At 64.0% G+C, this 24981-nt stretch carries 27 protein-coding genes and 2 pseudogenes; 13 read left to right on the forward strand and 16 right to left on the reverse strand.

Features of this window, described 5'->3' with window-relative positions; genetic code table 11:
* Positions 1-100: 100 nt before the first annotated feature.
* Both AC3B5T_RS04045 and AC3B5T_RS04050 read left to right on the forward strand, forming a co-directional pair.
* Complete coding sequence (locus AC3B5T_RS04045; RefSeq protein WP_005194688.1) at positions 101-577, forward strand: PaaI family thioesterase; 477 nt, start codon at positions 101-103, stop codon at positions 575-577.
* Positions 578-785: 208 nt separating this feature from the next.
* A protein-coding gene (locus tag AC3B5T_RS04050; RefSeq protein ID WP_085949120.1) for an IS3 family transposase occupies positions 786-1924 on the forward strand; the annotation gives its coding sequence in 2 pieces (ribosomal slippage) (positions 786-1056 and positions 1056-1924; 1140 coding nt in all).
* Between the two features lie 222 nt (positions 1925-2146).
* Here AC3B5T_RS04050 and AC3B5T_RS04055 read toward each other — a convergent pair.
* From AC3B5T_RS04055 to AC3B5T_RS04070, 4 genes and pseudogenes are all read right to left on the reverse strand, one after another.
* The gene (locus tag AC3B5T_RS04055; protein ID WP_005195131.1) at positions 2147-2821 is read right to left on the reverse strand and encodes a transglutaminase-like domain-containing protein; all 675 of its coding nucleotides are present in this window, start codon (positions 2819-2821) and stop codon (positions 2147-2149) included.
* Positions 2818-4017, reverse strand: a complete 1200-nt coding sequence (locus AC3B5T_RS04060; protein WP_005195132.1) for an NAD(P)/FAD-dependent oxidoreductase — start codon at positions 4015-4017, stop codon at positions 2818-2820. Before AC3B5T_RS04060 ends, AC3B5T_RS04055 begins: the two co-directional genes overlap by 4 nt.
* Positions 4014-5405 (reverse strand): cytochrome P450, encoded by a 1392-nt coding sequence (locus tag AC3B5T_RS04065; RefSeq protein ID WP_005195133.1) that lies wholly within the window; start codon positions 5403-5405, stop codon positions 4014-4016. The genes AC3B5T_RS04060 and AC3B5T_RS04065 overlap by 4 nt, the downstream gene beginning before the upstream one ends.
* A gap of 25 nt (positions 5406-5430) precedes the next feature.
* Positions 5431-5750, reverse strand: a pseudogene (locus AC3B5T_RS04070) (2Fe-2S iron-sulfur cluster-binding protein).
* A 100-nt stretch (positions 5751-5850) separates the two neighbouring features.
* Here AC3B5T_RS04070 and AC3B5T_RS04075 point away from each other — a divergent pair.
* The 5 genes from AC3B5T_RS04075 to AC3B5T_RS04095 all read left to right on the forward strand — a co-directional run bounded on the left by AC3B5T_RS04075 (position 5851) and on the right by AC3B5T_RS04095 (position 12098).
* Positions 5851-6867 carry a helix-turn-helix domain-containing protein gene (locus AC3B5T_RS04075; RefSeq protein ID WP_005195135.1) on the forward strand — a complete coding sequence of 339 codons (1017 nt, stop codon included), beginning with the start codon at positions 5851-5853 and terminating at the stop codon, positions 6865-6867.
* 542 nt (positions 6868-7409) lie between these two features.
* Positions 7410-8921, forward strand: a complete 1512-nt coding sequence (gene istA, locus AC3B5T_RS04080; RefSeq protein WP_488357826.1) for an IS21 family transposase — start codon at positions 7410-7412, stop codon at positions 8919-8921.
* Positions 8918-9706 (forward strand): IS21-like element helper ATPase IstB, encoded by a 789-nt coding sequence (istB, locus tag AC3B5T_RS04085; protein ID WP_457138401.1) that lies wholly within the window; start codon positions 8918-8920, stop codon positions 9704-9706. The genes istA and istB overlap by 4 nt, the downstream gene beginning before the upstream one ends.
* Before the next feature lie 804 nt (positions 9707-10510).
* Positions 10511-11677, forward strand: a complete 1167-nt coding sequence (locus AC3B5T_RS04090) for an IS481 family transposase (protein WP_157226879.1) — start codon at positions 10511-10513, stop codon at positions 11675-11677.
* Positions 11664-12098, forward strand: coding sequence for a hypothetical protein (locus AC3B5T_RS04095; RefSeq protein ID WP_488358259.1), 435 nt, complete (start codon positions 11664-11666; stop codon positions 12096-12098). The genes AC3B5T_RS04090 and AC3B5T_RS04095 overlap by 14 nt, the downstream gene beginning before the upstream one ends.
* Here AC3B5T_RS04095 and AC3B5T_RS04100 read toward each other — a convergent pair.
* Together AC3B5T_RS04100 and AC3B5T_RS04105 are read right to left on the reverse strand one after the other, a co-directional pair.
* Complete coding sequence (locus tag AC3B5T_RS04100) at positions 12059-12997, reverse strand: IS3 family transposase (RefSeq protein WP_094601264.1); 939 nt, start codon at positions 12995-12997, stop codon at positions 12059-12061. The genes AC3B5T_RS04095 and AC3B5T_RS04100 overlap by 40 nt on opposite strands.
* A complete protein-coding gene (locus AC3B5T_RS04105; protein ID WP_005195137.1) occupies positions 12994-13284 on the reverse strand; it encodes a transposase in 291 nt (96 codons plus the stop codon). Before AC3B5T_RS04105 ends, AC3B5T_RS04100 begins: the two co-directional genes overlap by 4 nt.
* 72 nt (positions 13285-13356) lie before the next feature.
* On the opposite strand from AC3B5T_RS04105, the gene AC3B5T_RS04110 reads away from it, so the two are divergent.
* From AC3B5T_RS04110 to AC3B5T_RS04120, 3 genes are all read left to right on the forward strand, one after another.
* Positions 13357-13689 carry a hypothetical protein gene (locus AC3B5T_RS04110; RefSeq protein ID WP_193748650.1) on the forward strand — a complete coding sequence of 111 codons (333 nt, stop codon included), beginning with the start codon at positions 13357-13359 and terminating at the stop codon, positions 13687-13689.
* 106 nt (positions 13690-13795) lie between these two features.
* On the forward strand, positions 13796-14644 hold the full coding sequence (locus tag AC3B5T_RS04115) for a TIGR02391 family protein (RefSeq protein WP_006370051.1): 849 nt from the start codon (positions 13796-13798) through the stop codon (positions 14642-14644).
* A gap of 330 nt (positions 14645-14974) precedes the next feature.
* Positions 14975-15301, forward strand: a complete 327-nt coding sequence (locus AC3B5T_RS04120; RefSeq protein ID WP_020173285.1) for a hypothetical protein — start codon at positions 14975-14977, stop codon at positions 15299-15301.
* Between the two features lie 21 nt (positions 15302-15322).
* Here AC3B5T_RS04120 and AC3B5T_RS04125 read toward each other — a convergent pair whose 3' ends face one another.
* Both AC3B5T_RS04125 and AC3B5T_RS04130 read right to left on the reverse strand, forming a co-directional pair.
* A complete protein-coding gene (locus AC3B5T_RS04125) occupies positions 15323-15964 on the reverse strand; it encodes a Mu transposase domain-containing protein (RefSeq protein WP_026920504.1) in 642 nt (213 codons plus the stop codon).
* Positions 15954-16379: an integrase core domain-containing protein gene (locus AC3B5T_RS04130; RefSeq protein WP_026920503.1), complete on the reverse strand. Its 426-nt coding sequence runs from the start codon at positions 16377-16379 to the stop codon at positions 15954-15956. The genes AC3B5T_RS04125 and AC3B5T_RS04130 overlap by 11 nt, the downstream gene beginning before the upstream one ends.
* 57 nt (positions 16380-16436) lie before the next feature.
* Here AC3B5T_RS04130 and AC3B5T_RS04135 point away from each other — a divergent pair, with 57 nt between their 5' ends.
* Positions 16437-17828, forward strand: coding sequence for an IS256 family transposase (locus AC3B5T_RS04135; protein ID WP_045540970.1), 1392 nt, complete (start codon positions 16437-16439; stop codon positions 17826-17828).
* 58 nt (positions 17829-17886) lie between these two features.
* Here AC3B5T_RS04135 and AC3B5T_RS04140 read toward each other — a convergent pair.
* The 3 genes and pseudogenes from AC3B5T_RS04140 to AC3B5T_RS04150 form a co-directional block, all read right to left on the reverse strand.
* Positions 17887-18597, reverse strand: a pseudogene (locus AC3B5T_RS04140) (helix-turn-helix domain-containing protein); the annotation flags it as partial.
* Between the two features lie 390 nt (positions 18598-18987).
* The gene (locus AC3B5T_RS04145) at positions 18988-19602 is read right to left on the reverse strand and encodes a VOC family protein (RefSeq protein ID WP_055476148.1); all 615 of its coding nucleotides are present in this window, start codon (positions 19600-19602) and stop codon (positions 18988-18990) included.
* Between the two features lie 61 nt (positions 19603-19663).
* Positions 19664-19846: a hypothetical protein gene (locus AC3B5T_RS04150; protein WP_010843691.1), complete on the reverse strand. Its 183-nt coding sequence runs from the start codon at positions 19844-19846 to the stop codon at positions 19664-19666.
* Between the two features lie 194 nt (positions 19847-20040).
* On the opposite strand from AC3B5T_RS04150, the gene AC3B5T_RS04155 reads away from it, so the two are divergent.
* On the forward strand, positions 20041-20460 hold the full coding sequence (locus AC3B5T_RS04155; RefSeq protein ID WP_010843692.1) for a DoxX family protein: 420 nt from the start codon (positions 20041-20043) through the stop codon (positions 20458-20460).
* Here AC3B5T_RS04155 and AC3B5T_RS04160 read toward each other — a convergent pair.
* From AC3B5T_RS04160 to AC3B5T_RS04175, 4 genes are all read right to left on the reverse strand, one after another.
* A complete protein-coding gene (locus tag AC3B5T_RS04160) occupies positions 20457-21929 on the reverse strand; it encodes a DHA2 family efflux MFS transporter permease subunit (protein ID WP_055476149.1) in 1473 nt (490 codons plus the stop codon). The genes AC3B5T_RS04155 and AC3B5T_RS04160 overlap by 4 nt on opposite strands.
* Before the next feature lie 42 nt (positions 21930-21971).
* On the reverse strand, positions 21972-22508 hold the full coding sequence (locus tag AC3B5T_RS04165; RefSeq protein ID WP_055476150.1) for an alpha/beta fold hydrolase: 537 nt from the start codon (positions 22506-22508) through the stop codon (positions 21972-21974).
* Positions 22509-22573: 65 nt separating this feature from the next.
* Positions 22574-22981, reverse strand: a complete 408-nt coding sequence (locus AC3B5T_RS04170) for an SRPBCC family protein (protein ID WP_156354265.1) — start codon at positions 22979-22981, stop codon at positions 22574-22576.
* Positions 22982-23043: 62 nt separating this feature from the next.
* Complete coding sequence (locus AC3B5T_RS04175) at positions 23044-23769, reverse strand: GAF and ANTAR domain-containing protein (protein ID WP_055476151.1); 726 nt, start codon at positions 23767-23769, stop codon at positions 23044-23046.
* Between the two features lie 174 nt (positions 23770-23943).
* On the opposite strand from AC3B5T_RS04175, the gene AC3B5T_RS04180 reads away from it, so the two are divergent.
* Positions 23944-24666 carry a cutinase family protein gene (locus AC3B5T_RS04180; RefSeq protein ID WP_010843699.1) on the forward strand — a complete coding sequence of 241 codons (723 nt, stop codon included), beginning with the start codon at positions 23944-23946 and terminating at the stop codon, positions 24664-24666.
* A 19-nt stretch (positions 24667-24685) separates the two neighbouring features.
* On the opposite strand, the gene AC3B5T_RS04185 is transcribed toward AC3B5T_RS04180, so the two are convergent.
* Positions 24686-24970: a hypothetical protein gene (locus tag AC3B5T_RS04185; protein ID WP_014928233.1), complete on the reverse strand. Its 285-nt coding sequence runs from the start codon at positions 24968-24970 to the stop codon at positions 24686-24688.
* Positions 24971-24981: the final 11 nt, after the last annotated feature.

Genomic DNA, 24981 nt, shown 5'->3' on the forward strand with positions numbered 1-24981 from the left:
ACTTCCCGCTCCAGACCAACAGCACAAACGATACCGTCGGTAACAGAACGAAACTGCGAGTGCTCGAACACCGAACGAGGACCGCAGAGAGGACCACCCAATGGGCTTCGATCAGCGGCTACCAGCGCACTCGCCATCATGTATGGGATGTGGCAGCGACAACCCCAGCGGACTCCAGCTCGAGGTATACAGGCATGACGACCACGTCTACGCTGATCTAACCTTCGACGAACGCCAATCAGGAGCACCCGGCCTAGCCCATGGCGGTGCCATCTCAGCAGCCTGCGACGACATCATGGGATTCACCCTGTGGATCGCCCGCACACCTGCAGTCACTCGAACACTCACCGTCGAGTACCGACACCCAGTGCCACTGCACACACCCGTGCACCTCGTCGCCACGGTCGTCGATAACACCGCTCGGGCACTCTCCATCAAAGCGGTCGGCACAGTAGGCAAGAAAGCGTATTTCACCGCGAACGCCGTGTTCGTGAAAGTTGACTTAAGTCACTTTCAGAACCACGGAGACCCGGACGCCGCCACAGACCTGATTACTCGATTCCTTCAAGCCGACTAGAATACCGTAACCGCGCCTGCATCTGGTGTTACCCGATACAGCAAGGCTGCATCAACCCTGAGGGCGAGACGTATCTAACCCATTCGCAGCGCCTTACCGCCCTCCCCGTGAACCGAGCGCTTAGCTTGTGAGGTGAGCCCTCCTGGGTGGTCCAGTCGTTGTGGGACTCTGTTGCTCGATTGTTCGAGCAGGAAGAATCAACGACGTCATGACATCGAACAAGCGCCGCCGGCACACGCCGGAGCAGATCATCCGCAAGCTCGCCGAGGGCAATATGCTCCTCGCCGCTGGTCAGGAACTCGACGAGGTGTGCCGGCACCTCGAAGTCGCGGAGTCCACGTGGCATCGCTGGCTGGCCCAGTACGGCGGCATGAAAGCTGATGACGCCAAGCGGCTCAAAGAACTCGAGGCGGAGAACGCCCGACTCAAGAAGCTCGTGGCCAACCAGGCCCTCGACATTGACATGCTCAAGGACCTGTCGTCGGGAAACTTTTGACCCCGAACCGTAAACGCCGCGCCGTGACGGTGCTGCAAGAACGGTTCGGGGTGTCTCAGCGTCGGGCGTGTGCGGTGGTCGGTATCCACCGCTCGACGATGCGCCTGAGGACACAACCAGCGGACGACGAGGACACCAGGCTGAGGGCCTGGCTACGCAGGTTCTCCACCGACCGGCCCCGGTGGGGGTGGCGGCGAGCAGCGAAGATGGCACGCAAATCCGGATGGGCGGTCAACGACAAACGTATTCGTCGACTATGGTGTGAGGAAGGACTTCGAGTGCCCCAGCGCCGCAAAAAGAAGCGGTTGACCGGCGTCGGTGTCACCGTAGGGGCGATGTGTCCTATCCGGCCGAACGTGATCTGGGCGATGGACTTCCAATTCGACACCCTCGCTGATGGTCGTACGATCAAGCTACTCAACATCATTGATGAGTACACCCGAGAGTGCCTGGCCATCGAGATCGGCAGGTCAATCGACGCCGACCAAGTGGTCGCAGTCCTTGACACGCTGGCTTTGACCCGCGGGGCGCCGGTCTACGTGCGGTTCGACAACGGCCCCGAATTCGTCGCCCACGCCGTACGCGACTGGTGCCGATTCACCGGCACCGGAGCCTTGTTCATCGACCCCGGTTCGCCATGGCAGAACGGCTGGATCGAATCGTTCAACGGTCGACTACGCGATGAACTGCTCAACTCGTGGCGCTTCGATTCTCTGCTCGAAGCCCAAGTGATCACCGAGGATTGGAGGACCGACTACAACACCGCCAGGCCCCACAGCGCCCACGGCGAACTCAGCCCCGCTGAATTCGCTCTACAGTGGACCACGACCCACCAATCCCAAGCCGCATAGCGACTGGACCACCAAACGGGTCCCCCTCACCATCAAGTCGCGCATCGCGCTGGAGCCGCAATGGCCGCCCATTCGGTGTGGATAGGTGTCGAGCAATGACTCGGACATTGTCATGGTCTCCCTAGTGGTGGTGGACACTGTGCGACGGGATCTGGCCGACAGGTGGTGGCACGGGTGTTCGAGCGGGCAGTAACCTGCGGCGGTAGCCCGCCGGAGCGCACACTATGCGCGGAATGCGTCGGACGGAGCTGGCCGTCCCGAGAAGATCAGAGGGCCGTAGGCATGCCGCAGGCCCGCCAGGATTTCCTCGAGGGGCAAGTCGTTGTAGACGCCGCGTTCGTGCACGTACTCCATGTGCGCGGAGCCGTCCGCCGCGTGCGCGTGAAACAACGCGTCGCGATCGCCGGTGAAGTCGATAGGTGGGACCCCGAATCGAGTGCACAATTCAATGTTGAACGCGGGTGTAGCTTTCAACCAGCGCCCCTCGATGTAGACGTGGCTGTATCCGTGATATACGAAGACGTCGGTTCCCATGAGTTCGCGCAGCGCGTCGGTCTGCAGATGATTGCGTACATCAGCGAAGCCGAGCCGGGCCGGTATGTTTGCCGCGCGGAACGCGGCTGTCAGTACGACCGCTTTGGGTACGCAGTACCCACGTCCGGACTCGATGACATGGCTGGCCCGGTAATGATCGGGCTTGTCAGAGACGGTGTAGGGGTCGTAACGGATCTGGTCTCGGACTGCGGCGAAGAGGCGCCGCGCCTTCTCGCGATCGGTGTCCGCGTCGCCGACCGCGTCTTGGGTGAAGGCCTGCACGGTCGCGTGATGGATGTCGAGGAAGGTCGATGCTGTGAGCGCCGCCGCCGGCCTTTCCGCTGCCGCGGGTGATGTGGTCATGGTGTGGCTCCGATCAGTTCGGACCTGTCGAGCGACGAACGCTGTGCGATCGTACGCTTCGCGTTCATGAAATCCTTGGGTCTGTTGACGCAGTCCGCGGCGATCAGCTCGCCGTCGTTGAAGTAGTAACAGGTGAAGTCACGGTCGTGGTCAGGGTCACCGCTGACCAGTACCTCGTCGTACCCGGTGTTGAGCCCGGCGATCTGCAGCTTCAGATCGTATTGATCGGACCAGAACCAAGGCAGCGCGGTGAGACCGGCTTCGTTGCCGCAGATGGTCGCTGCCGCGACCTTGGCCTGCTCGGTGGCGGCCGCCACACATTCGAGGCGGACGCGCCTGTCGTACCGTGCGATCCGTTGGTTGACGCAGTCGCCGGCGGCGACGATGTCGGGGTCGCTGGTGCGTGCATGGTCGTCGACGATGACTCCGTCGTCAACCTCGAGGCCCGCGGCGACCGCGAGATCCGTGTTGGGAATGATGCCGACACCGACGATGACGAGGTCCGCGGCCAGGGTCTCACCGTCGGCGAGCACCACCTCTTCGACTCGCCCCTCCCCGCGAAAACCCTCGACCAACGCGCTGGTGCGAACATCGACACCCTCGGTCCGGTGGGTACGGTCGAAAAACCTCGAGACCACCGGCGCGGTCACCCGCTCGAGCACGCGTTCCGCAGCCTCGAGAACAGTGACGTCCACACCCTGAGCTCGAAGTGAGGCGGCCGTCTCCAGGCCGATATAGCCGCCGCCGACGATGACGGCCCGGCAACCTGGCACCACCGCGGCACGGATGGCCTCGACGTCGGTGGCGGTGCGCAAGTAGTGGACGCCCGTCAACTCGGCGCCCGGAACGGTCAGCGCGCGGGCGCGCGCGCCGGTGCACAGTGCCAGCGTGGCGTAAGACACCACGTCTCCACTGTTGAGGGTGACGGTGTGCGCGGAACGGTTGATCGCCGTCGCCGTTCCGTCCACGAGCTCGATCCGCTGCTTGTCGTAGAACTGACGTCCGCGGATCGCGCAGTCATCAAGCTGTGATGCACCTGCCAGGTATGCCTTGGACAGCGGTGGACGCTGGTAGGGGAGCCTGCCCTCGTCGCCGATCAGCAAGACATCCCCGGCCCATTTCTCCTTTCGGAGAGCGCCCGCGAGTTGGACGCCGGCGTGGCTCGCGCCGAGGATGACGACCTGATCAGCCGTCACATTTCCCCCTTGGGGGTCAGGCGAACCATCATCTTGCTGATCCCACGGACAAAGTTCGATTGCACGTACTCCGGCTCACCCACCACCTCGATGTTGTCGAAGCGAGGGAGGAGCTCCTCCCACAGGATGCGTAGCTGGAGCTCGGCGAGCCGGTTGCCCATGCAGCGGTGTACACCGAAACCGAACGCGATGTGGTTGCGGGCGTTGGCCCGGTCGATGATGAGCTCGTCTGGACGCTCGAAGACGCGCTCGTCTCGGTTGCCCGAGGCGTACCACATCACCACCTTGTCACCCTTGCGGATGAACTGGCCGCCGAGCATGACGTCCTTCTTGGCGACCCTGCGCATGTAAGCAAGAGGGGTCTGCCAGCGGATGATCTCCGACACCGCGTTGGGGATGAGGTCGGGGTTGGCCTTGAGCTTCTCGAACTGCTCGGGGTATTCGTTGAGGGCCAGCACTCCGCCGCTCATGGAGTTGCGGGTCGTGTCATTGCCGCCGACGATCAGCAGCACGAGGTTACCGAGGAACTCCATGGGGCGATCGTCGAGGAGGTTCTTGGTGTCCTCGTTGCTTTGCAGCATGGTGATGAGGTCGAAGCCAGGCTCTTCGCCGGCCACGGTACGTGCCGCCTTGTCCCGCCACAGCGAACTCAGGCCTTGCGCCATCGCGACCATCTCACGGAAGACCCTGTCGTTGTCCGAGGGGCCGCCGTTGGCCTGCTCCATCGAGGTCGCGAGGTCGGACCATTCGACCAGCTTGTGCCGCTTGTCGTAAGGGAAGTCAAGTAGCGTCGCGAGCATGCGTGCAGTGAGTTCGATCGACACAGTCTGGACCCAGTCAAACGGCTCGTTGAGTGGGAGGCCGTCGAGGACTTCGCGGACGCGCGCGCGGATGAGCCCCTCCATCTCACGAAGGTTCTTCGGAGCCACCACGCCCTGCACTGCGGCGCGCTGCTTGTCGTGCCGGGGCGGATCCATCGCGATGAACATCGCGATGTCCATGAAACGCGGGGGCCTGCCGATGATGATGAACGGTTCGGCGGAGAACGCCTCGTGATTCTTGTCGACCGCGATGATGTCGGCGTGTCGCGTGACCGACCAGAACGGACCGAAGGGGCTCTCCGAACGGAAGTGCACCGGCGCCTCGTTGCGGACACGCTCGAAGTACGAGCGCCACATACCCTGGCGATACAGGAACGGGTTACTCAGGTCGATTTCGGCGAGATCGACCTCGTCCACCGGCGGGATCGGGGTCTCGGTGAAGATCTTCTGGCCGTCGGTCCTTGTGACGATTCGGCGGGTCTTGTCATAGACATGCGCCCCCCGGATCTGAAGGTCGATCGGGATCATTGATTGCGCCTTCTCGGCGACGGTGGCTGCGATGCTCATGATTGCATTCCTTCGTCGTTGCGGGTCAGAGTTGGAATTCCGGGAGGCGAACAGTCAGGCCGTCCCACTCCTCAGTCGCGATCATCTGGCAGGACAGCCGCGAGGTTCCTTCCCGTTCCGGATGCATGCTCAGCATCTCTTCCTCGCCCTCGCCGCTGCGCCCGACGGTCTTGATCCACGCCGGGTCGACAATGACGTGACACGTACCGCAGGCCGCTTCGCCACCACAATCACCGTCGATGCCGGGGACGGCTTCGTCGACGGCGGTCTGCATGAGCGACTTCCCTCCACGAGATCGGCTTCGTAGTCGTCTCCATCGTGGGTGATGTATGTGATCGTGGCCATGGCCACCTCCTTGCACGTATGAGGTTCCCCTTGAGTGTGAATGTGCGGATCCCGACCGATCCATGTGTGAACGTCGCAATCTGTTGTTAATCTGGCTCACGTGACCCTCGGTGAATCCGGTGTGCCCCCGTTGGCGTTTGCACAGCTTCTCGACAGCGGTGCGCTGGGCACGGAGGCGACGAGCGCATTCGGTCGGATAATGGCCCAGGAGGGCACCGACCTCAGAACGTTGATCACGCAAGAAGCGCAGGTGCCGATGCAATGGTTTCATGACGTGTATCCGACGATGGGGCCGCACGACGGGTTTCGGCTGGGCCTCGCATTCGCTGAGCACGCTCAGCTGACCTCCTTCGGTCCACTGAGCCTGCCGCTGGTCAGTGCCGGGTCGGTCGTTGACATCGTCGAGTTGCTTCGTTTTCTGCCGTTGATCTCGACGGCGCTAAGTGCGGACTTTCATCATGGCGCCAGTGGTCTTACCATCGGTCTCGCAGGGCGCACCGACAGCGCGGGTACCGACTGCTTTGCCGTCACTTATGGGGGCCTGACCGTTCTGCGTCTGGTGAAAATACTCACAGGAGATGTGTCCTCAGCAGAGTTACACCTGACCTGCCCGGCGCCGACCGAGCCGCTGAACGTGGGAGAGATAGGGCATCGAGTCGTCTTCGATGCGCCAGCGTCATTTGTTCGCATACCAGCCGAGGCGCTTCATGAGGTGTGCCGCTTTTCCGATCCCGTCGCCTACCGGATCGGTACCGCCGAACTGCGACGGCTCTGCGATCAGCGGCGTCACAACTCGTACACGCAGCGCGTCCGAGCCCAGTTTGATGCAGACCCTGCTCGAGTCAACGCTAGTCGGATCGCAGCAGAGCTGTCGGTATCGGTAAGCACACTCAAACGGCACCTACACGCCGAGGGCACCACCCTGCGCCGCCTACGACAGCAATTCATGCAGGAGCACGCCATCCTCCGACTTCTCGATCCCGGCGTCGGAATCGGCCAGATTGCTACCGAACTGGGGTACTGCGACGTCGCAAGCTTTTCTCATGCGTTTGCTCGGTGGGTCGGCTGCTCCCCGTCGCAGTTTCGACTTCGACGTGCACGCCCGCCAGCCGCATGAATGCTCGACCAGCCCAATCGGGGCGTCAGCTGATTACACCACAACGAATTTCGCGACTGGTTCATAACGTTTCGATACGGTAACCCGGGCCCGCCCCGTCCGAAGCGCACGGTCGTTACAAGTCAGCCAGCATCGCCTACGCGGCAATTCTCAGCCACACCTCAACGTCTGCCGCCTCGCCGAGGACACCAGCCGGTTCGTTCTAGCCACCGTTATGGCATTCACCGAACGAATCCAGTCGGGCCTTCGGGACATTGCAACACCGCAGCAACGACGTTTGATAGACGCACATATGCGATACCGCCACGAGAATGTTTCGGTCGTCACCCTCGACCGCGAGATCATGATCACCGACGACGGTTTTCGCACACCAACTGCTGTCCATGGCCATGAGAAAGTCCCCATTGGTGGCCAGGTCGAGGTCCCCGCTGGTGGCCAGATAAAAGTCCCCACCCTGTGTTCGTCGTGTCGACCCGGAACTGAGGGCCCAGGCGATGACGGTGAAGGTGCCAACCGATCACCATCACCGCCTGGGAGTTCCATTGAAGTCTGCGAAGGACCGTATGGACATCATTTCTGCTTACCGAGAACTCGGAAGCTATCGCGCCGCAGCCGAGGTGTGCGGCACCACCCACAAGACCGTCAAGCGTGTGGTCGACCGGTTCGAGGCCGACGATCAACCACCCGACCGCAAGGAACGGGCCCGCAACTACGATGCGGTCGCCGAGTTGGTCGCTGAGCGAGTCGAGCGGTCACACGGCCGGATCACCGCCAAGCGACTGCTGCCGGTAGCACGTGCCGCGGGCTATGAGGGCTCGGCCCGCAACTTCCGTCGTCTCGTCGCCCAGGAGAAAACACAGTGGCGCCGTGATCATCATCGTGGCCGCCGCCCGGCGGTGTGGGCTCCGGGTGACTACCTGGTCATCGATTGGGCCGTAATCGGCGGGCTGCACATGTTCTGCGCGGTGTTGGCGTTCTCGCGGTGGCGGTTCGTTCGGTTCGCCACCAACGAAACATCCATCACCACACTCGGATTCATCGCCGAAGCGTTAGAAGAGATCGGTGGAGTGCCCAACAAGGTACTCGCTGATCGGATGGGTTGCCTCAAAGGTGGAGTCGTCGCCAACGTCGTCGTACCCACCCCCACGTATGTGCGGTTTGCCACCCACTACGGGTTTTCCCCGGACTTCTGTCACGGCGCCGATCCGGAATCGAAAGGGATCGTGGAGAACCTCTGCGGGTACGCGCAGTCGGATCTGGCGCAGCCGTTGTGGACCGAAGCCAAGATCGCTGCTGGTCGTGACGACGTGCAGCTGGATGTGCACGCAGCGAACCGGGCCGCGCGGGACTGGTGTGTCGAGGTCAACACCCGCCGTCACAGCGACACACTGTGCGTGCCTGCTGACCAACTCACGATCGAACGAGACACATTGAGCCCGTTGCCGTCTCTGCGGGCCCAGGTCGGTCCACCGCCGGTCACCCGTAAGGTCGATCGCCTCTCCTGTATCCGGTACGCCTCGGCCCGCTACTCGGTACCCAACCGGCTCATCGGCACCACCGTGACCCTCATCCAGGACGGTGAACGGCTCCTGATCGCCGAACCTACCTCCGGTGAGGTGGTCGCCGATCATCTGTTGGCCGCACCCGGAGAGGTCGTCCTCAACGATGCCCACTACGGGGGGCCACGCACCCCGCCCAGTCGTGCACCACGACCCAAAACCGCAGCAGAGAAGCAGTTCTGCGATCTCGGTGAGGTTGCTGAGCAGTTCCTGGTCGGTGCCGCGGCCATCGGGAACACCCGCCTGGGCGGTGAACTCGACGACATCCTCGGGCTCGTCACCTCCCACGGCCACGAACAGGTGCTCACCGCCCTGACCAGGGCGGTGGCATTCCGACGGTTCAAGGCCGCCGATGTGCGCTCGATCCTCGATGCCGGAGCCGGCACCCCCAACCCGCGACCGGCCGGCACAGCACTGCTCGGGCACCTGCCTACCGCGCCCACCCGCTCGCTGGATGCCTACAAGCTCGGCGCCGGCGACAAGGAGGTGTCATGACCACCACAACATCGACACCCGTTGCACCTCAGACAGTGCCGCCACTACCGGCCGACCTCGACCAAGCGCTACGCCGATTGAAGCTCGCCTCGATCCGCCGCACCGCACCCGAGGTCCTGCTCACCGCGAAAACCCAGCGATGGACACCCGAAGAAGTACTGCGAACCCTGGTCGAAGCCGAGATCGCCGCTCGTGATGCCTCCAACATCCGCAACCGACTAAAAGCTGCCGGGTTCCCGGTCACCAAAACCTTGGAATCGTTCGACGTGGCCGCATCCTCCATCCCGGCCAATACCTTCGAATACCTATCCTCACTGGAATGGGTTCGAGCCCAACACAATCTGGCCTTGATCGGCCCAGCCGGGACGGGTAAGAGTCACACCCTGATCGGGCTGGGGATCGCCGCAGTACACGCCGGACACAAAGTGCGGTACTTCACCGCCGCCGACCTCGTGGAGACCCTGTATCGCGGACTGGCCGACAACACCGTCGGCAGAACCATCGACACCCTGCTACGCCAAGATCTGCTCATCCTCGACGAGATCGGATTCGCACCACTCGACGACACCGGCACCCAACTACTGTTCCGGCTCGTCGCCGGCGCCTACGAACGCCGATCTCTCGCGATCGCCAGCCACTGGCCCTTCGAACAATGGGGACGATTCCTGCCCGAACACACCACCGCCGCCAGCATCCTCGACCGGCTCCTACACCACGCCACCATCGTCATCACCGACGGCGACTCCTACCGCATGACACACCGAACGGAGGTGCCACCCACCTAGAACATCCCGCACAGGGTGGGGACTTTTACCTGGCCACCAGCGGGGACATCAAACTGGCCGTTGACAAACTGCCCGACCGACCGACAATCTGGGCGGCCTGCTACGTCACGTAACGAGGCCATTCGCCGCATCGAGTGACGACGATCACGCCATGTTAATGTTAACTAGCCGCAATTTCCCGCTTGCCGAATACGACATGGGGCCGAGGATGATGCCGGCCGGCGCGGGAGGACGACTCGGGCGCCATCTTTACCCCTCAGCCAAGACGCGCACCCGTGACGAATACATTTGACACCGAGCATGACCGACTCTGCCACAGCCGCTTTAGCTGGTAAGGAAACGTGTCAGAGTAGGACGAGTTGTCGGCGCCGAACGTCCGCCGATGTCGCGGACGGCCGATGGTTCGAAGTCAGGCAGAGAGGGAGCCGATCGCTGCTTGCTCGCCGTCGCGGCCACTCCATGTTGCTATCCCTCCGATGAGAACTGCGCCCATGGCGCCTCCCGTGCGGCCGCGGGGCCACTGAATCCCCGTCCGCTCGATCTGGTCCTGCACCAGATTTGCTCAGCCAACAGCTACGGCTTCTTCTCCGGCAGTGGCCAACACCCCTTCACCGGAGTGCCCCATTCCATGAGACATGCCGCCCTCAGGGGTGACGTCGCTTGACAGCCAGACGTAATCCAGCTCGTCATCCTCGCGAATCTGGCGATGCTGACGTGTAAGGGCTCGGGACATGCTTGACGTCGTGTCGTCGGGACATCGTTGACGTCTCACGCTTGTCGGTGGTCGCAGTCAGAGTGTGGGGGGTGTCCTTCTCTGCTGAGACTGAATCCGATGCTGAGATCGCTGCACGGGTGCGTGTGGAGGTCAGGTTCCGTGCGGTCACCGAAGTCGCCGACGGTGCTCCGGTCATCGAGGTCGCTAACCGTTACGGTGTCTCTCGCCAAACGGTCACGGCGTGGCGCAAGCGCTATGCCGCATCAGGTCTGGGCGGTTTATCGGATCGATCTCGCCGACCGCGTACTAGCCCGAACCAGATCTCTCCACAAGTGGAGGCGACGATCTGCGAAATGCGACGCACCCACCGGCGGTGGGGTGCCCGGCGCATCGTCTACGAACTCGGACGCCTCGACCCTTATGCGCCCGCGCCCGCGCGGGCCACGGTGCACCGCGTGCTGGTACGCAACGGATTGGTCAATCCTCAAGAGCAGCTACATAAACGGGTCTACAAGCGATGGGAGCGGGAAGCTCCGATGCATCTGTGGCAACTCGACCTGGTTGGAGGTGTGTTCCTGGCTGGCGGCCGGGAATGCAAACTGTTGACCGGCATCGACGACCATTCCCGCTTCGTCACCGTCGCCGCGGTTCTCGAGCAGCCCAGTGGCAGTGCCGTGTGTGAAGCGTTCGTCGGGGCGATGAATCGATGGGGCGTGCCGTTCGAGGTGCTCACCGACAACGGCAACCAGTTCACCGGCAGACACACGCGGCCGTTGCCGGTTGAGGTGCTCTTCGAGCGGACGTGTCGCGAGTACGGCATCACCGCGCGGTTGACCAAACGCCGGTCACCGACCACGACCGGCAAAATCGAACGATTCCATCGCACATTGCGCCGGGAGCTTCTCGACGAGACTGGCGCCTTCGACACCATCGAGACCGCGCAAACGGCTATCGACGAATGGGTCCACGCCTACAACACCTGCAGACCGCATCAGTCGCTGAACATGGCCACCCCTGCCAGCGTGTTCCGCAGTCGCAGCACCGATCCCGACACCATGCCCAGCAAGCCTGTTGGTGCCGAGATCCGACCGGAAGCCGAAGTCGTTCGGCCAGCTCCAACCGTGGCCGATCAGTCGAGTTCCGCCATTGAGTTCGACACTGTCGTGCCGCCGTCCGGTGTAGTGACTATTGCCGGTGTGCAACAGGTGTGGGTCGGAAAGAAACTATGCGCAGCGCAGTGTCGTGATGTGGGCTGACCTGTCGAGCGTGTACATCATCTGCGACGACATCGTGATCAAGACGGTCCGGTCGAAGCTGACCACCGCAGACCTGCAACGACTCCGCGCCCGCGGCACCCGCCCGGGCCGGCCCAGACCGGCGCAAGCCGCGTTCGACACCTCCACCGCCACCCATCGGCCGCGAGCTATCGAGATCGACCGGACCGCGAACCGCGACGGCATCGTCATTGTTCGTGGACATGAACTCGCCCTCGGCGTCGTGACGGCCGGCAGCCGGGTCACCCTGCGGATCGACGGCGAGTTGATCCACGCGACCAACGGCACCCACCTGATCAAGACGCTACCCAATCCTCTTGACCTAGAGAATATGTGGTTCCCCCGGAATCGTGGAGGACTCCTCTATGCGGCTTCGGGCTCGGTGACTGCGGTGTTCTCGTAGTCGACCGGACTCATCATCCCGATCGCGCTGTGGCGACGCTGGTGATTGTAGAAGCCGTAGCACCACTCCAACACGACCGCCTGCGCCTCCATGATAGTATGGAACTCGTTGCGTGACAACACTTCCCACTCCAAAGAAGAGAAGAATGCCTCCGCTGCGGCGTTGTCGAAACACGATCCGACCCGGCCCATCGACTGCCGGATACCCATCTTCTGGCACAGCCTGGTGAACCGTTTCGCGGTGTACGTCGACCCACGATCGGTGTGGAAAATCAGCTTCTGCGCATCGTCATCACGCCATATCGCCTGCATACCGCCCCGCGTGGCGACCGCCATCTCGATCGCCGCACACGCCAACGCTGCATCCGGGTGACGACTGGTGGCCGCCCCCAGCAGGCGGCGACTGTAGAGGTCGATGACCGTGGCCAGATACAGCTTGCCCGCCGCGGTCGGGATCTCGGTGATGTCGCCGACCCACCGCTGATCGGGGCACTGTGCGGTGAAATCGCGACCCAACAAATCGGGGAACTTCGGGGCGGTCTTGTCCTGACGGGTCAGCCCGTTGCGCCGGCGGATCCGCCGCGCGACCAGGCCCTGACGACACATCGAATCAGCGACAGTCTTCTCGGTCACCGTCCACCCGTCAGCACGCAGATCCGCATGCAGGCGCGGTGACCCGTGCAGGCCGCGGGCCTTGTCGAACGCCACCGCCACGGCCCGGTCGATGGTGTCCCGGCGATAGTCGCGGGTGGTGTGCAAACCCGTTGCCGCACCCGGCGATTGGGTCCGCTTATGCCATTTGTAGAACCACGCCTCGCTGACCCCGAGCAGCCGGCAGGACACCGCGTGTGGCACCCGATAGCTGGTCCTCTGGTCGGCGATAAAGCGTGCCACGCTCACTTCGTCGCCTCCTTCACCCACAGGACCACTGATCGCTTGAGGACATCACGCTCCATGCGCAGCTCGGCGACCTCGTCACGCAACCGTTTGAGCTCAGCAGCGTCATCAACGGTCAGCTCGCCGCGGCCCTCCCGCTCGGCGCGCGCCCGGTTGACCCAGTTACCCAAGGTGCCCTCGTTGACCCCCAGGTCTCGAGCGACCTGGGCGATCGGCTTACCTGTCTCCTCGACGATCCGGACCGCCCCATCACGAAACTCCCGGTCGTACTTCTTCCGCTTCTCTGGCATCGTGCTCCTCATTATCGATGCCTCTACGGTTCGGGGGGAACCTCACTCTTCCGTGAGGGTTTGGCGGGTGGGATGAGCGGAACGCTTGATGCCATCGGCTCTCGCGCCAACTCGATATACCCGCCGGGGATGTTCGGTGTTCCGGTGAACCTCGGTTCCTACGGTGGGATGTTCTCGGATCACCTTATGAGTGCGCCTGGCCTCTCCTCGCTTTTTCAGAACGCGCAGAAGCAGATGGTCGACAAATACCCTGACGTGATCGCGCGTGATCAGTCAGCTGAGGTGATGTACAGCGCTCCCGGAGCAGCCGACGTACGGGTCGATCTCCAGTTCGCCGACGACATGGGCGACTTGTGGCGTCGACGGCACGGTCAGCAACCCGAGCCTGTGATGGAGGACGAGTAGGCCAAGTCTCCGAGTCCGACCCACGTCCGAAATGATAAGAACGTCATAACACCTAATCGCAAGGCGCCAGACCTTGGTCAGTCGCCTCTAAGAGCAGAGCCACTCGATGTCGACCACTATGCCCAAACAAACGCCCCCGAAGATTGCTCCCTTCACCCCGGATTTCGTCAAGGGCGTGTGCGACGTGCTTTCGCAGACAGATCATCCGGGACTCACCGGTTCCGAGATCGACTCCTTGCTCCAGATGGTGGGAGTCAGGCAGCGTGAGCCGGGCGGCAACAAGCGCGACAGCCTGTACGTCACTCTCTACAACGTCCAGGTTCGACAGCAAGCCGGCAACGTCATGGGCGGATTCATCGCAAAGGCCATGAATCCTAGCCGGTATGCCGCTCAGCCAGCTCGTTTCGACGAGCTGCGCGACCAGCTCAACCAGTTCCTCGTGTACTACGGCTACGCAGTTAACGAAGCGGGCAAGCTCGCATCCGGAGCGAAGGCATCCAGCATCTCCGAGGGTGCCGCCCTGGCCGGACGACTTCAAACTGAGCTGAGGCGCCGAGGGTGTCACAGCGAGTTATTCCGCTACTGCGACGAGGAACTCATCGGGCGTTCTCTGTTTCATGCAATGTCGGAAGCGTCGAAGAGCATCCCAGCAAGAGTCCGCGGCATCACGGGGTTGGCGGGTGATGGCGCAGCTCTTTACGACGGCGTCCTCGGAACCAATCGCGAGCATCCCGCCTGGTCCATCAACGCCCATGAATCAGACTCCGACATCAGCGAGCACCGCGGCTTTAAAAGCCTGCTCGTTGGGATCCACGGGCACTTCCGAAACCCGCGCGCGCACTCCAGCCGAATCTTCAATGATGAGGTTCTGAACGATTTCTACGACGCGTTCTCGCTCTCCTCCTACGTACATCGTCGGCTCGACTCAATGAGGAGATTGACCGCACCCCACTGAGCCGAAAGCTTGGCTTGCGGCTATCCGCGCCGAGGAACGATTGCTCGGGTCGCTGCTCACGGTCTCAGGTCCGGACCACACCAGAACCAACGGCCCGCTCTAGATCCGCTATGACGAGTCCTCTCATCCGTTTCATCACGACCGGCTTTCTGGGTGCCCACCCCCTCGCTGCGAACGTCACCAATCTGCTCATGCGGCTGCCGACCTCCGGGAGGGCGGCAGATCAGCGCGCCCAGCGAGTGGCGCCGCCAGAATGTCCTATCGCGCCGATATCCTGCCTACGTGCCTCCCCGGTCGCGGGAGGACGTGCTGCGCGATCAAGGGTGAGTGATGATTGACGAATCGGCGGTCGTCGAACAGTTCCTCGAGCTAGCTCGGGGCACGAGCAGCTCGCTGATCAGCTTCCTGCCGGCGTTCGAGGACGCCGTCACAGTTCCGGAAACATCGACTATCGTGCGGACGCACTTTCTCGCACATGATGCCAACGGAGCGCCTGCTGTGGAGCAGCTCGCAGGAGCGATGGCGTCTGCGGCCATGGATTTCTGTATAGCACGTTCGAAGATCGAGCGAGCGTATGCAGAGTACGAGGAGACTCGATCGACCGCGGCCATCGTGAGCTTGAATGAGCTGACGTGTGCGGTCTCAGGAGATGCGTGACGTCGTGTTCTCGGGAGATGCTTACCGGCGGTGGGGCCGGTGGGCGTTGAAGTTGCGAATGGTCTTGGTGGTGGTTCGTGCGTGCAGTGACAGTTCTCTGGCGCCGTCGAGCACTCGTAGGTGGTGATCGTCGACGATGATGGTGACGATGGTGCCGGCGTAGGTCGGACTGACTCGGAGGCGTTGGCCGGCCACCATGATCTGACCGCTCTTGGGAACCCGGCGCTGCACGCTCTGCGGCCCTGACGGTGGCGCAGGCGGCAGCGGGGTGCTGGCTTCCCGAACTCCGGTCAAGCGGCGAATATTCTCTAGGTCAAGAGGATTGGGTAGCGTCTTGATCAGGTGGGTGCCGTTGGTCGCGTGGATCAACTCGCCGTCGATCCGCAGGGTGACCCGGCTGCCGGCCGTCACGACGCCGAGGGCGAGTTCATGTCCACGAACAATGACGATGCCGTCGCGGTTCGCGGTCCGGTCGATCTCGATAGCTCGCGGCCGATGGGTGGCGGTGGAGGTGTCGAACGCGGCTTGCGCCGGTCTGGGCCGGCCCGGGCGGGTGCCGCGGGCGCGGAGTCGTTGCAGGTCTGCGGTGGTCAGCTTCGACCGGACCGTCTTGATCACGATGTCGTCGCAGATGATGTACACGCTCGACAGGTCAGCCCACATCACGACACTGCGCTGCGCATAGTTTCTTTCCGACCCACACCTGTTGCACACCGGCAATAGTCACTACACCGGACGGCGGCACGACAGTGTCGAACTCAATGGCGGAACTCGACTGATCGGCCACGGTTGGAGCTGGCCGAACGACTTCGGCTTCCGGTCGGATCTCGGCACCAACAGGCTTGCTGGGCATGGTGTCGGGATCGGTGCTGCGACTGCGGAACACGCTGGCAGGGGTGGCCATGTTCAGCGACTGATGCGGTCTGCAGGTGTTGTAGGCGTGGACCCATTCGTCGATAGCCGTTTGCGCGGTCTCGATGGTGTCGAAGGCGCCAGTCTCGTCGAGAAGCTCCCGGCGCAATGTGCGATGGAATCGTTCGATTTTGCCGGTCGTGGTCGGTGACCGGCGTTTGGTCAACCGGGGGGTGTCAGATGGTCTGTGTAAGTCCAGTGCTCATCAGTGAGAGGAAGATCTATGAGCATGGCGTTAGACGACAAGCAGCAGGGCCACGACGACGAGCAGTTGCCTGAACTGGCCGAGCCGCGCTCGACCGCGGAAGTCGCCGAGGCATTACAGGCCTCGGGCATGGTCGATGAGCTGCTCGCCCAGATCGATACCGGCCAGATCCAGATCACCGGCGAAGGCGGGTTGATCCCAGGTCTGATCAAACTGGCCCTCGAACGCGGTCTGAAGGCCGAGCTGACCGATCACCTCGGCTATGCCAAGGGCGATCCGGCCGGGCGGGAGTTGCCCAACGCCCGTAACGGGTCGAGCCCGAAAACGGTGGCCTCGGAGGCCGGGCCGGTCGAGCTGAACATTCCTCGTGACCGTGACGGCACGTTCACCCCGCGGCTGGTCCCGAAGGGCTCGCGCCGCCTCGGCGGCCTCGACGACATCATCATCTCGCTCTACGCCGGCGGCATGACGTTGCGCGACATCCAACACCATTTGGCCTCCACGATCGGCACCGATCTCTCGCACGAGACGATCTCGAAGATCTGCGACGAGGTCCTCGACGCGGTCGATGAATGGCAGAACCGGCCGCTGGAGCCGTTGTATCCCGTCATCTACCTTGATGCCCTGGTGGTGAAGGTCAAAGACGGCGCCCATGTCCGAAACAAGCACGCCCACATTGCTATTGGCGTCGATATGGCCGGCGTCAAGCATGTGCTGGGAATCTGGATACAGGCCGAAGAAGGCGCCAAGTTCTGGGCCGGGGTGTGTGCGAATCTGGCCAACCGCGGCGTCAAGGACGTGCTGATCGTGTGCTGTGACGGGCTCACCGGATTCCCCGAAGCGATCGAGGCGACCTGGCCGCTGGCCACCGTGCAAACCTGTGTGGTGCATCTGATCCGCAACTCGATGCGGTTCGTGAACTACAAAGACCGCAAAGACGTCGCTCGGGCGATTAAACCGATCTACACCGCCCCCGACGCCGAGACCGCCCGCCGCGAGTGGGAAGCCTTCCGCGACTCGGAACTAGGCGCCAAATATCCGAGTGCGGCAATGGCTTTCGACCGAGCCTGGGATCGGTTCATCCCCTTCCTGGCATTCCCGCCCGAGCTGCGCAAAGTCATCTACACCACCAACTCGATCGAGTCGCTGAACTACCAGCTCCGCAAGGTCATCAAGAACCGCGGACATTTCCCCAACGACATCGCGGTCCGCAAACTCTTGTGGCTGGCCATCTGCGACATCGAAGACAAACGAGCCGCTCAACGCCTCAAAGAACGCGGGACCAGGCGGTCACAGCCCCGTAAGGCCCTCGGACGACTGGTCGAGGGACAGGTCGTCACCAACTGGAAGCAAGCCCTCGGACAGCTCGCTCTGGCCTACCCCGACCGGATCGAACCGCACCTCGGCTAAACCCACGGACCACAAGAAAATCAGGAGTCACGTTCTTACACAGACATCTTGACAAGCTCGTCAACCGCGCGGTGATGCCGTACTCGCGACACGTCCGCTCGAAGAGCACCTCAACCGGCAACGGCCGCGTGTGTCTGCCGGTGAACTGGTTGCCGTTGTCGGTGAGCACCTCGAACGGCACGCCCCATCGATTCATCGCCCCGACGAACGCTTCACACACGGCACTGCCACTGGGCTGCTCGAGAACCGCGGCGACGGTGACGAAGCGGGAATGGTCGTCGATGCCGGTCAACAGTTTGCATTCCCGGCCGCCAGCCAGGAACACACCTCCAACCAGGTCGAGTTGCCACAGATGCATCGGAGCTTCCCGCTCCCATCGCTTGTAGACCCGTTTATGTAGCTGCTCTTGAGGATTGACCAATCCGTTGCGTACCAGCACGCGGTGCACCGTGGCCCGCGCGGGCGCGGGCGCATAAGGGTCGAGGCGTCCGAGTTCGTAGACGATGCGCCGGGCACCCCACCGCCGGTGGGTGCGTCGCATTTCGCAGATCGTCGCCTCCACTTGTGGAGAGATCTGGTTCGGGCTAGTACGCGGTCGGCGAGATCGATCCGATAAACCGCCCAGACCTGATGCGGCATAGCGCTTGCGCCACGCCGTGACCGTTTGGCGAGAGACACCGTAACGGTTAGCGACCTCGATGACCGGAGCACCGTCGGCGACTTCGGTGACCGCACGGAACCTGACCTCCACACGCACCCGTGCAGCGATCTCAGCATCGGATTCAGTCTCAGCAGAGAAGGACACCCCCCACACTCTGACTGCGACCACCGACAAGCGTGAGACGTCAACGATGTCCCGACGACACGACGTCAAGCATGTCCCGAGCCCTTACACGTCACATCCGGGAACATCGCCACGACACCGGCCGGCGTTCGATCGCCCTTGTTCAGCCGGTCGGACGGTTCGACCATTCACAAGCCGCAGTTCACGTCGCGTAGCGGTCTCCTAGCAACCCGCCGCTTCAGCACTGCAACCTCGAACTATGACGCGCCGGCCGGGGAGCAGTGCTGGCCTGAGGATTCTGACAAGTTAGTGAGAACCCACAGGTGACAAGATCATGAGAAACCCCAGTTCGCGACTGACAAAGAGGATGAGATCCTACAGGGCCGTGGGCACCCACGCGAACCCGTCCGGATCGGTCAGTTCCCCGGCGTCGCCGCCGATCACCAGCCGATGGGAACCCGAACCGCCCGCGGGAACACCCGCATCCTTGGCCGCGGCCTTGCGGCCGTACAGCGCGAGCTTGATCGAGCCGGGTCCGCTCTCGAACTCCACGTACTTCCGGCCGAAACTCTTGGCCACGGCGAATCCGTGGCTCACGTAGAACTGTTTGGTGGCCGCGACGTCGTCGACGCCGAGCAGCAGGACCAGATCGTCGACCTTACGTTCCGGCGCGCCAGTCGGCTTCTTCGACGAAGTGGCGACCTTCCAGATCGTGCCGTCGGGCGCCTGGACCACGCCGCCATATCCCCAGAAGGACTTCTTGGCCGGTTTGAGGACGGTGGCGCCGGCGTCGAACGCCGGTTGGAGGAAGGAGTCGGCGACCGTCGGATCGGCGACGACGAGCGAGACCACGAAGCCGCGGAAGCCCGTCGTCGGTGAATCTCCCGCGCGAAGGCGCAACCGGTCACCGAGTCCGAAAGCCTTGTCGTAGAACGTCTGTGCCGCCGCAATGTCGGAGACTTCGAGTGTGAGTGCGTTGATGTTCGTCATGCTTCGACGCTAAGACGTCGAGCCGCCCGGATGCTTCTCGATTCCTGACCGGTCGCGAACCTCAGGTGAGGTCGACCGCGGCCCGGGTGACGACGACGACGATCTGGGCGATCACCAGGACCGCGACGGCGACGAGGAACGCCGCGGTGGTGACCACGACGCCGGCCGCACCTCGCACTACGTCGGACATCGAGTGCAGCCACGGGGCGGAAAGTCGGTGCGGCTGTGCGGTGTCGAGTGTCATGGGCGGTCCTCTGCGAGCAACGAGCAACCCCGGTCGGAGTGGCCGGGGTCACAACATGCAATCACAGGTGGGTACTTCTGTGCCAGAAAATCCCCAAGACCCACGACGACGCGAAGTCACCGATGCCGGCCGTCCGAAACCTCTTCCGCCACGAAGTGCGGTAGAACCGAACCCACCCCCATCGAGGAGCCTGCATGTCGATCGTCACGCCGACCACCACTCGTCAGCCGCTGGGCCGGGCCATCGCGCGGATCGCCCTGGGAGCCGTACTGGCGATCGCCGGCGTCGGCCATCTCACCGTCCAGCGCGAAGAATTCCAGGCGCAGGTGCCCGACTGGGTGCCGTTCAGCAAGGACTTCGTGGTGCTGGCTTCCGGCGGGGTCGAGATCGCTCTGGGCGCCGCGCTCATCGCGCTGCCCCGTCACCGCAAGGTGGTGTCGTGGATCGTGGCCGCGTTCTTCGTCGTCATCTTCCCCGGCAACATCAACCAGTACGTCGAGCACATCGACGCCTTCGGCCTCGACACCGACGAGAAGCGACTGACGCGACTGTTCTTCCAGCCCGTCCTCGTACTCTGGGCCATCGCGGCCGGCACCGGCGAACGTCGCGACTAACCCGCCCGGGTCGCCGCATCCTGGCAGGCGGTGTCCATGCCCGCCCGCACCTGGGGCCGCACGTCGGTGCTCGACCTGATCGTGCACGCCGCGACGAGACCGCCGACCGCGCAGAACGCCGCGCAGATGTACATCGCCATACGGAAACCGTCGCCGAGCGGATCCCCGGGCCCGGCATCGATCCCAGCCACGGCCGGCAGCACGGCCACCGCCAGCAGACCCGCGAGCCGCGCCACCGCATTGTTCACGCCCGACGCGGTTCCGGCGAGTTCGTCGTCGACGGCGGCGAGTGCCGCCGAGGTGAGGGGCGCGACGGTCACCGTCATCCCGAGCCCGAACAGCAACACTCCCGGCAGGACGGCATCCACGTATCCCGAGCCGGGCTCGACCCGGGACATCAGCGCGAACCCGCCGGCCGCGATGAGCGGGCCGACCGTCATCGGCAGCCGAGGCCCGGTGCGCTGCGCGAGTCTGCCGACCAGCGGCGACCCGAACAGCATGATGAACGTGCTCGGGAACATCGCCGCGCCGGCCTCCAACGCCGAGTAGCCGAGACTCTGCTGCAGTTGCAGCGCCAGCAGGAACAGCGCACCACCGAGCGCCGCATAGACGAGGAGCGTCGTCAGGTTGGCGCCGGTGAACTGCGACGAGCGGAACAGTCCGAGCGGCAGGAGCGGCGCCTCGACCCGTGACTCGATCACCACGAAACCGACGAGCGACACGACACCGGTCACCCCGGCGGCGAGGGTTGCGCCGCTCCACCCGGTCGACGGCCCCTCGATCAGCGCATAGATCACGCCGGCGAGACCGACGGTCATCGCGATCGCGCCCGCGATGTCGAGCCGGGCGTCGGACGGCGCGCCCCGCGATTCGGGCACGTGCCGGACCGCGATCCACAGCGCGCCCAGGGCGAGCGGCACGCTCAGCAGGAACGTCCATCGCCACGACGCCGCGTCGACGAGCCAGCCGCCGAGGAATGGTCCGAGCGCGGTGGTCGCGCCGGACATCCCGGCCCACAAGCCCACGGCAGCGCCCCGGTCGGACGGCTGGATCTCGGCGTTGATCAGCGCCAGACTTCCGGGGACCACGGCGGCCGCGGCGATCCCCTGCACGATCCGCGCGACGACGAGCAGCTCGACGGTCGGTGCCAGCCCGCACGCGACCGTCGCCACCGCGAACACACCCAGACCACCTGCGAACACCAGCCGGCGCCCGTACCGGTCACCGGCGACGCCACCGATGAGCAACAGCGAGCTCAGCGTCAGCAGATACCCGTCGAGCACCCACTGCTGACCGCGCAAGCCCGTGTCGAGGTCACGCGCGATGGCCGGTAGTGCGACGTTGACGACGGTCCCGTCGATGAAGGCGACGCCCGAACCGAGGACCGCGGCGACGATCAACCATCGACCCGCCGGCGACGCGGCCGGCACCCCTCGGGACCCGGTCTCGGCCGAGCCGTGCTCGCTCATCGGTTGTCGTCCATGTGTGCCCTCCGGACCTGGGTCGCGTACCTACCCAGGGTCGGGGCCACCTCGCCCGCGCGCAAGCACATCGGCGAGCCCGTCGAACTGGTGGCCGCCCATCGGGTGCCGCTGCACCGTCGCCGCCGGGAGGAGCGCCGTGTTCAGATCCAGATGTTCGACGGGCACCACGTCGTCGTCGATGCAGTGGTGGAGGGAGAGAGTCAGCCCTCCGTGGCTCGGGAGCGAGTGGTCGGCCAGTACGTACTGGGGAACATCCCAGCCTTCCGGTCCCCAGTTCGGCATCGCAAGCAGCACAACGTTTCTCGGTTCTGGTACGCCGTCCGCCGTGAGGACGTGCAGCAGTACCGTCGCACCGAAGGAATGCGCGACGACGAGATCGTCGGCACCCAACCCGACGAGGTGCTGTCGGATCGGTCGAGCCCACGCCTCGATCGACATGTCGTCGTCGGAGAACCTCGGCATGTCGAGACACGCGCCAAAGGCAGCCGACAACGAGTCCGCGAGCGGCCCGTCCTCGACGTAACCGCCCGCACCGTGGATGAAGAACAGTCGACGCTGGGGCATGGGATCTCCTCGAAGTCGCGTTCGGTCATCAAGGTTGACTTCGGCGCGTGGCCGTTCTCATCGCCTCACCGTGCAGTCGGACCGCCCGCCTCCAGCAGCGACTTGAGCTGTGCGAGGTCCTTCTCCACCATCTGGGTGTCGCGGTCGAACTCGTCGTCGGACATGGCCAGCTGCCGGATGGTGAAGACCACCTCCGCGCCCTGCGGATGCGCCAGCACGCGCAGCGGGTTGAGCACGGTGTCCCCGGTGGGGAGCACGACCTCGTGGTCGACGACGCCGAGTGTGTTCCGCGGGACGAACCGTACGGTGACGGTGCCCATCGGCGACTCGACGAGGAGTTCGTCACCACGCCGGGTCACCTCCGACGTCGCCAGCCCAGCGGCCCATCGCGGCAGGTTGTCGGGTTCGGCCGCGAAGTCGTAGACCCTCGCGGGCTCGGCGTTGATGACCACGCTCACATGCCGGCTGCGCATGAGCCCAACCTAGCCGGTGCACAGTCGACGTAAAACGGCGCCCAGTCGACGGAAGACCGGGATCAGGACGGCGAGCCGTTTCCCGCCTCGACGGGCTCGGCGAGTTCCCGCTCGATGAGCTGTTCGGCGACCTTGGCCAGCGGCGTGTTGGTGTCCTGGGACAGCCGCCGGAGCAGCGCGAACGCTTGGACCGCGTCGATGCGGAAGCGGTACATGATCATGCCCTTGGCCTGGCCGATCACGTCCCGGCTCGCCAGGGCGCTCTGGAAATGCTGCTGCTGGCGAGCCGCCCGCAGCGCCAGTGCGGCATGGGTCGCGAACAGGAGCCCGATCTCCAGGGATTCCTCCCCGAACACGTCGGTCTCGTCGGAGAAGACGTTGAGCGCACCGATGGTTCCCTTGTCGGTGAACAACTTGAACGACAGGCTCGAGCGCAGCGGCGTCTCGTCGATGACCCGGGCGGAGAACGCCGGGAACCGCTCGTCGCGACGGATGTCGTTGACGAGCACGGTGTGATGGTCCCAGGCGGCCTGCAGGCACGGACCCTCCCCGGTTTCCCGCTGGATCCGGTCGGCCTCGTTCATCAGCGGATCGGTCGGCGCGAGCGTGTCGAAGTTCTTCTTCTGGTCGACCACCAGGACACCTGCGTGCTCCGCGCCGGGCACATACTGGACAGCCCCGGCGGTGATCGACTCCAGGACCCTACCGGTGGTGTCCTCGGTGGTCTCCGGCACCGCATGCATCTGCCGCGCCAGTTCGGCGATCTTGAAATGCACATCTGCGTCCACCGGCACTCACCTCTGCTTCGAGCGGCCGGTCGAGTCCGGCACGTCACGTGATCCTACAAAATCCATGGGCTGGTCATCGGGGTCCTTCGTTGCGCACCCGGTCGCGGATGGGTGTGGACTCCCTCGTTCTTTGAGACGATGAGGCCCTTACCCCGCCGCGCTGTGATCTCTACCATGGGGCGGGTGATCAAACGCCTGAGTGTTTCCGTCCTCTGTGTCATCGCTGCGATCACGGGGGCGGTGGCCGTCGGAACACCGACCGCGCAGGCCGCACCATCGTGCTCCGACGTCGAGGTGGTGTTCGCGCGCGGCACCGTCGAGACGTCTCCGCCGCTGGGTCTCACCGGCATCTCCTTCGTCGAGGCCGTTCGCTCGCAGCTGCCGGGCAAGTCCGTCAGCTCCTACGGCGTCCCCTACCCCGCGAGCGACAAGTTCGACAATCGGCTGAAGTTCGCCCAGACGGTCGCCGACGGCGTCCGCACCACGCAGAACCGCATCAAGTACCTGGCGGCGAAGTGCCCGGGTACCAAGGTCGTCCTCGGCGGTTACTCCCAGGGCGCCGTCGTCGCGGGATACTCCGTCCACGCGGGACTCGACCTGCCGGCGCGGTACGCCACCTACGACCGGTTCGTCCCGCCGCCGCTGCCGGCGAACATGGCCCGCAATGTCGCCGCGATCGTGCTCTACGGCGCCCCGTCGGATCGGTTCATCGACGACATCGGCGCTCCCCCGGTCAAGGTCGCCGCGCCGTACCGCAGCCGCACGGTTCGCTACTGCATCCCCGGTGACACCATCTGCGACGGAGCTCCGGTCGGCGGTCCCAACGCCCTGCACGTGCTGTACTCGGTGAACGGTATGACGCTGGAGGGCGCCCGATACGTCGCCCGGCGCGTCTGACCGGAGAAGTTCACACGGCTCAGAAGTCCGGCGCCGGCACGACTTTCGCGAAAGTCCTGCCGGCGTCGGACTTCTCCGCTTGATAGACGAGAGCGAGCTCGGCACGCTCGAAGTTGCGGAACCACTCGTCCCAGCTGATGTGCTCGAGGCACTCGTCGGCGGTCCGGCCGGTGAAGTCGATACGGAGCACTCCGGTTCCGCCGACGCTTCTGACGTCGCGAACGCGCGCCGGCACACCCTGATGGGTGGTCACCCATTCCCGGATCTCGTCGTGATCGCGCGTCGTCTTGCAGTGAGACCCCATCGGTCGTCTCC

The organism is Gordonia sp. G4 (assembly GCF_057770005.1).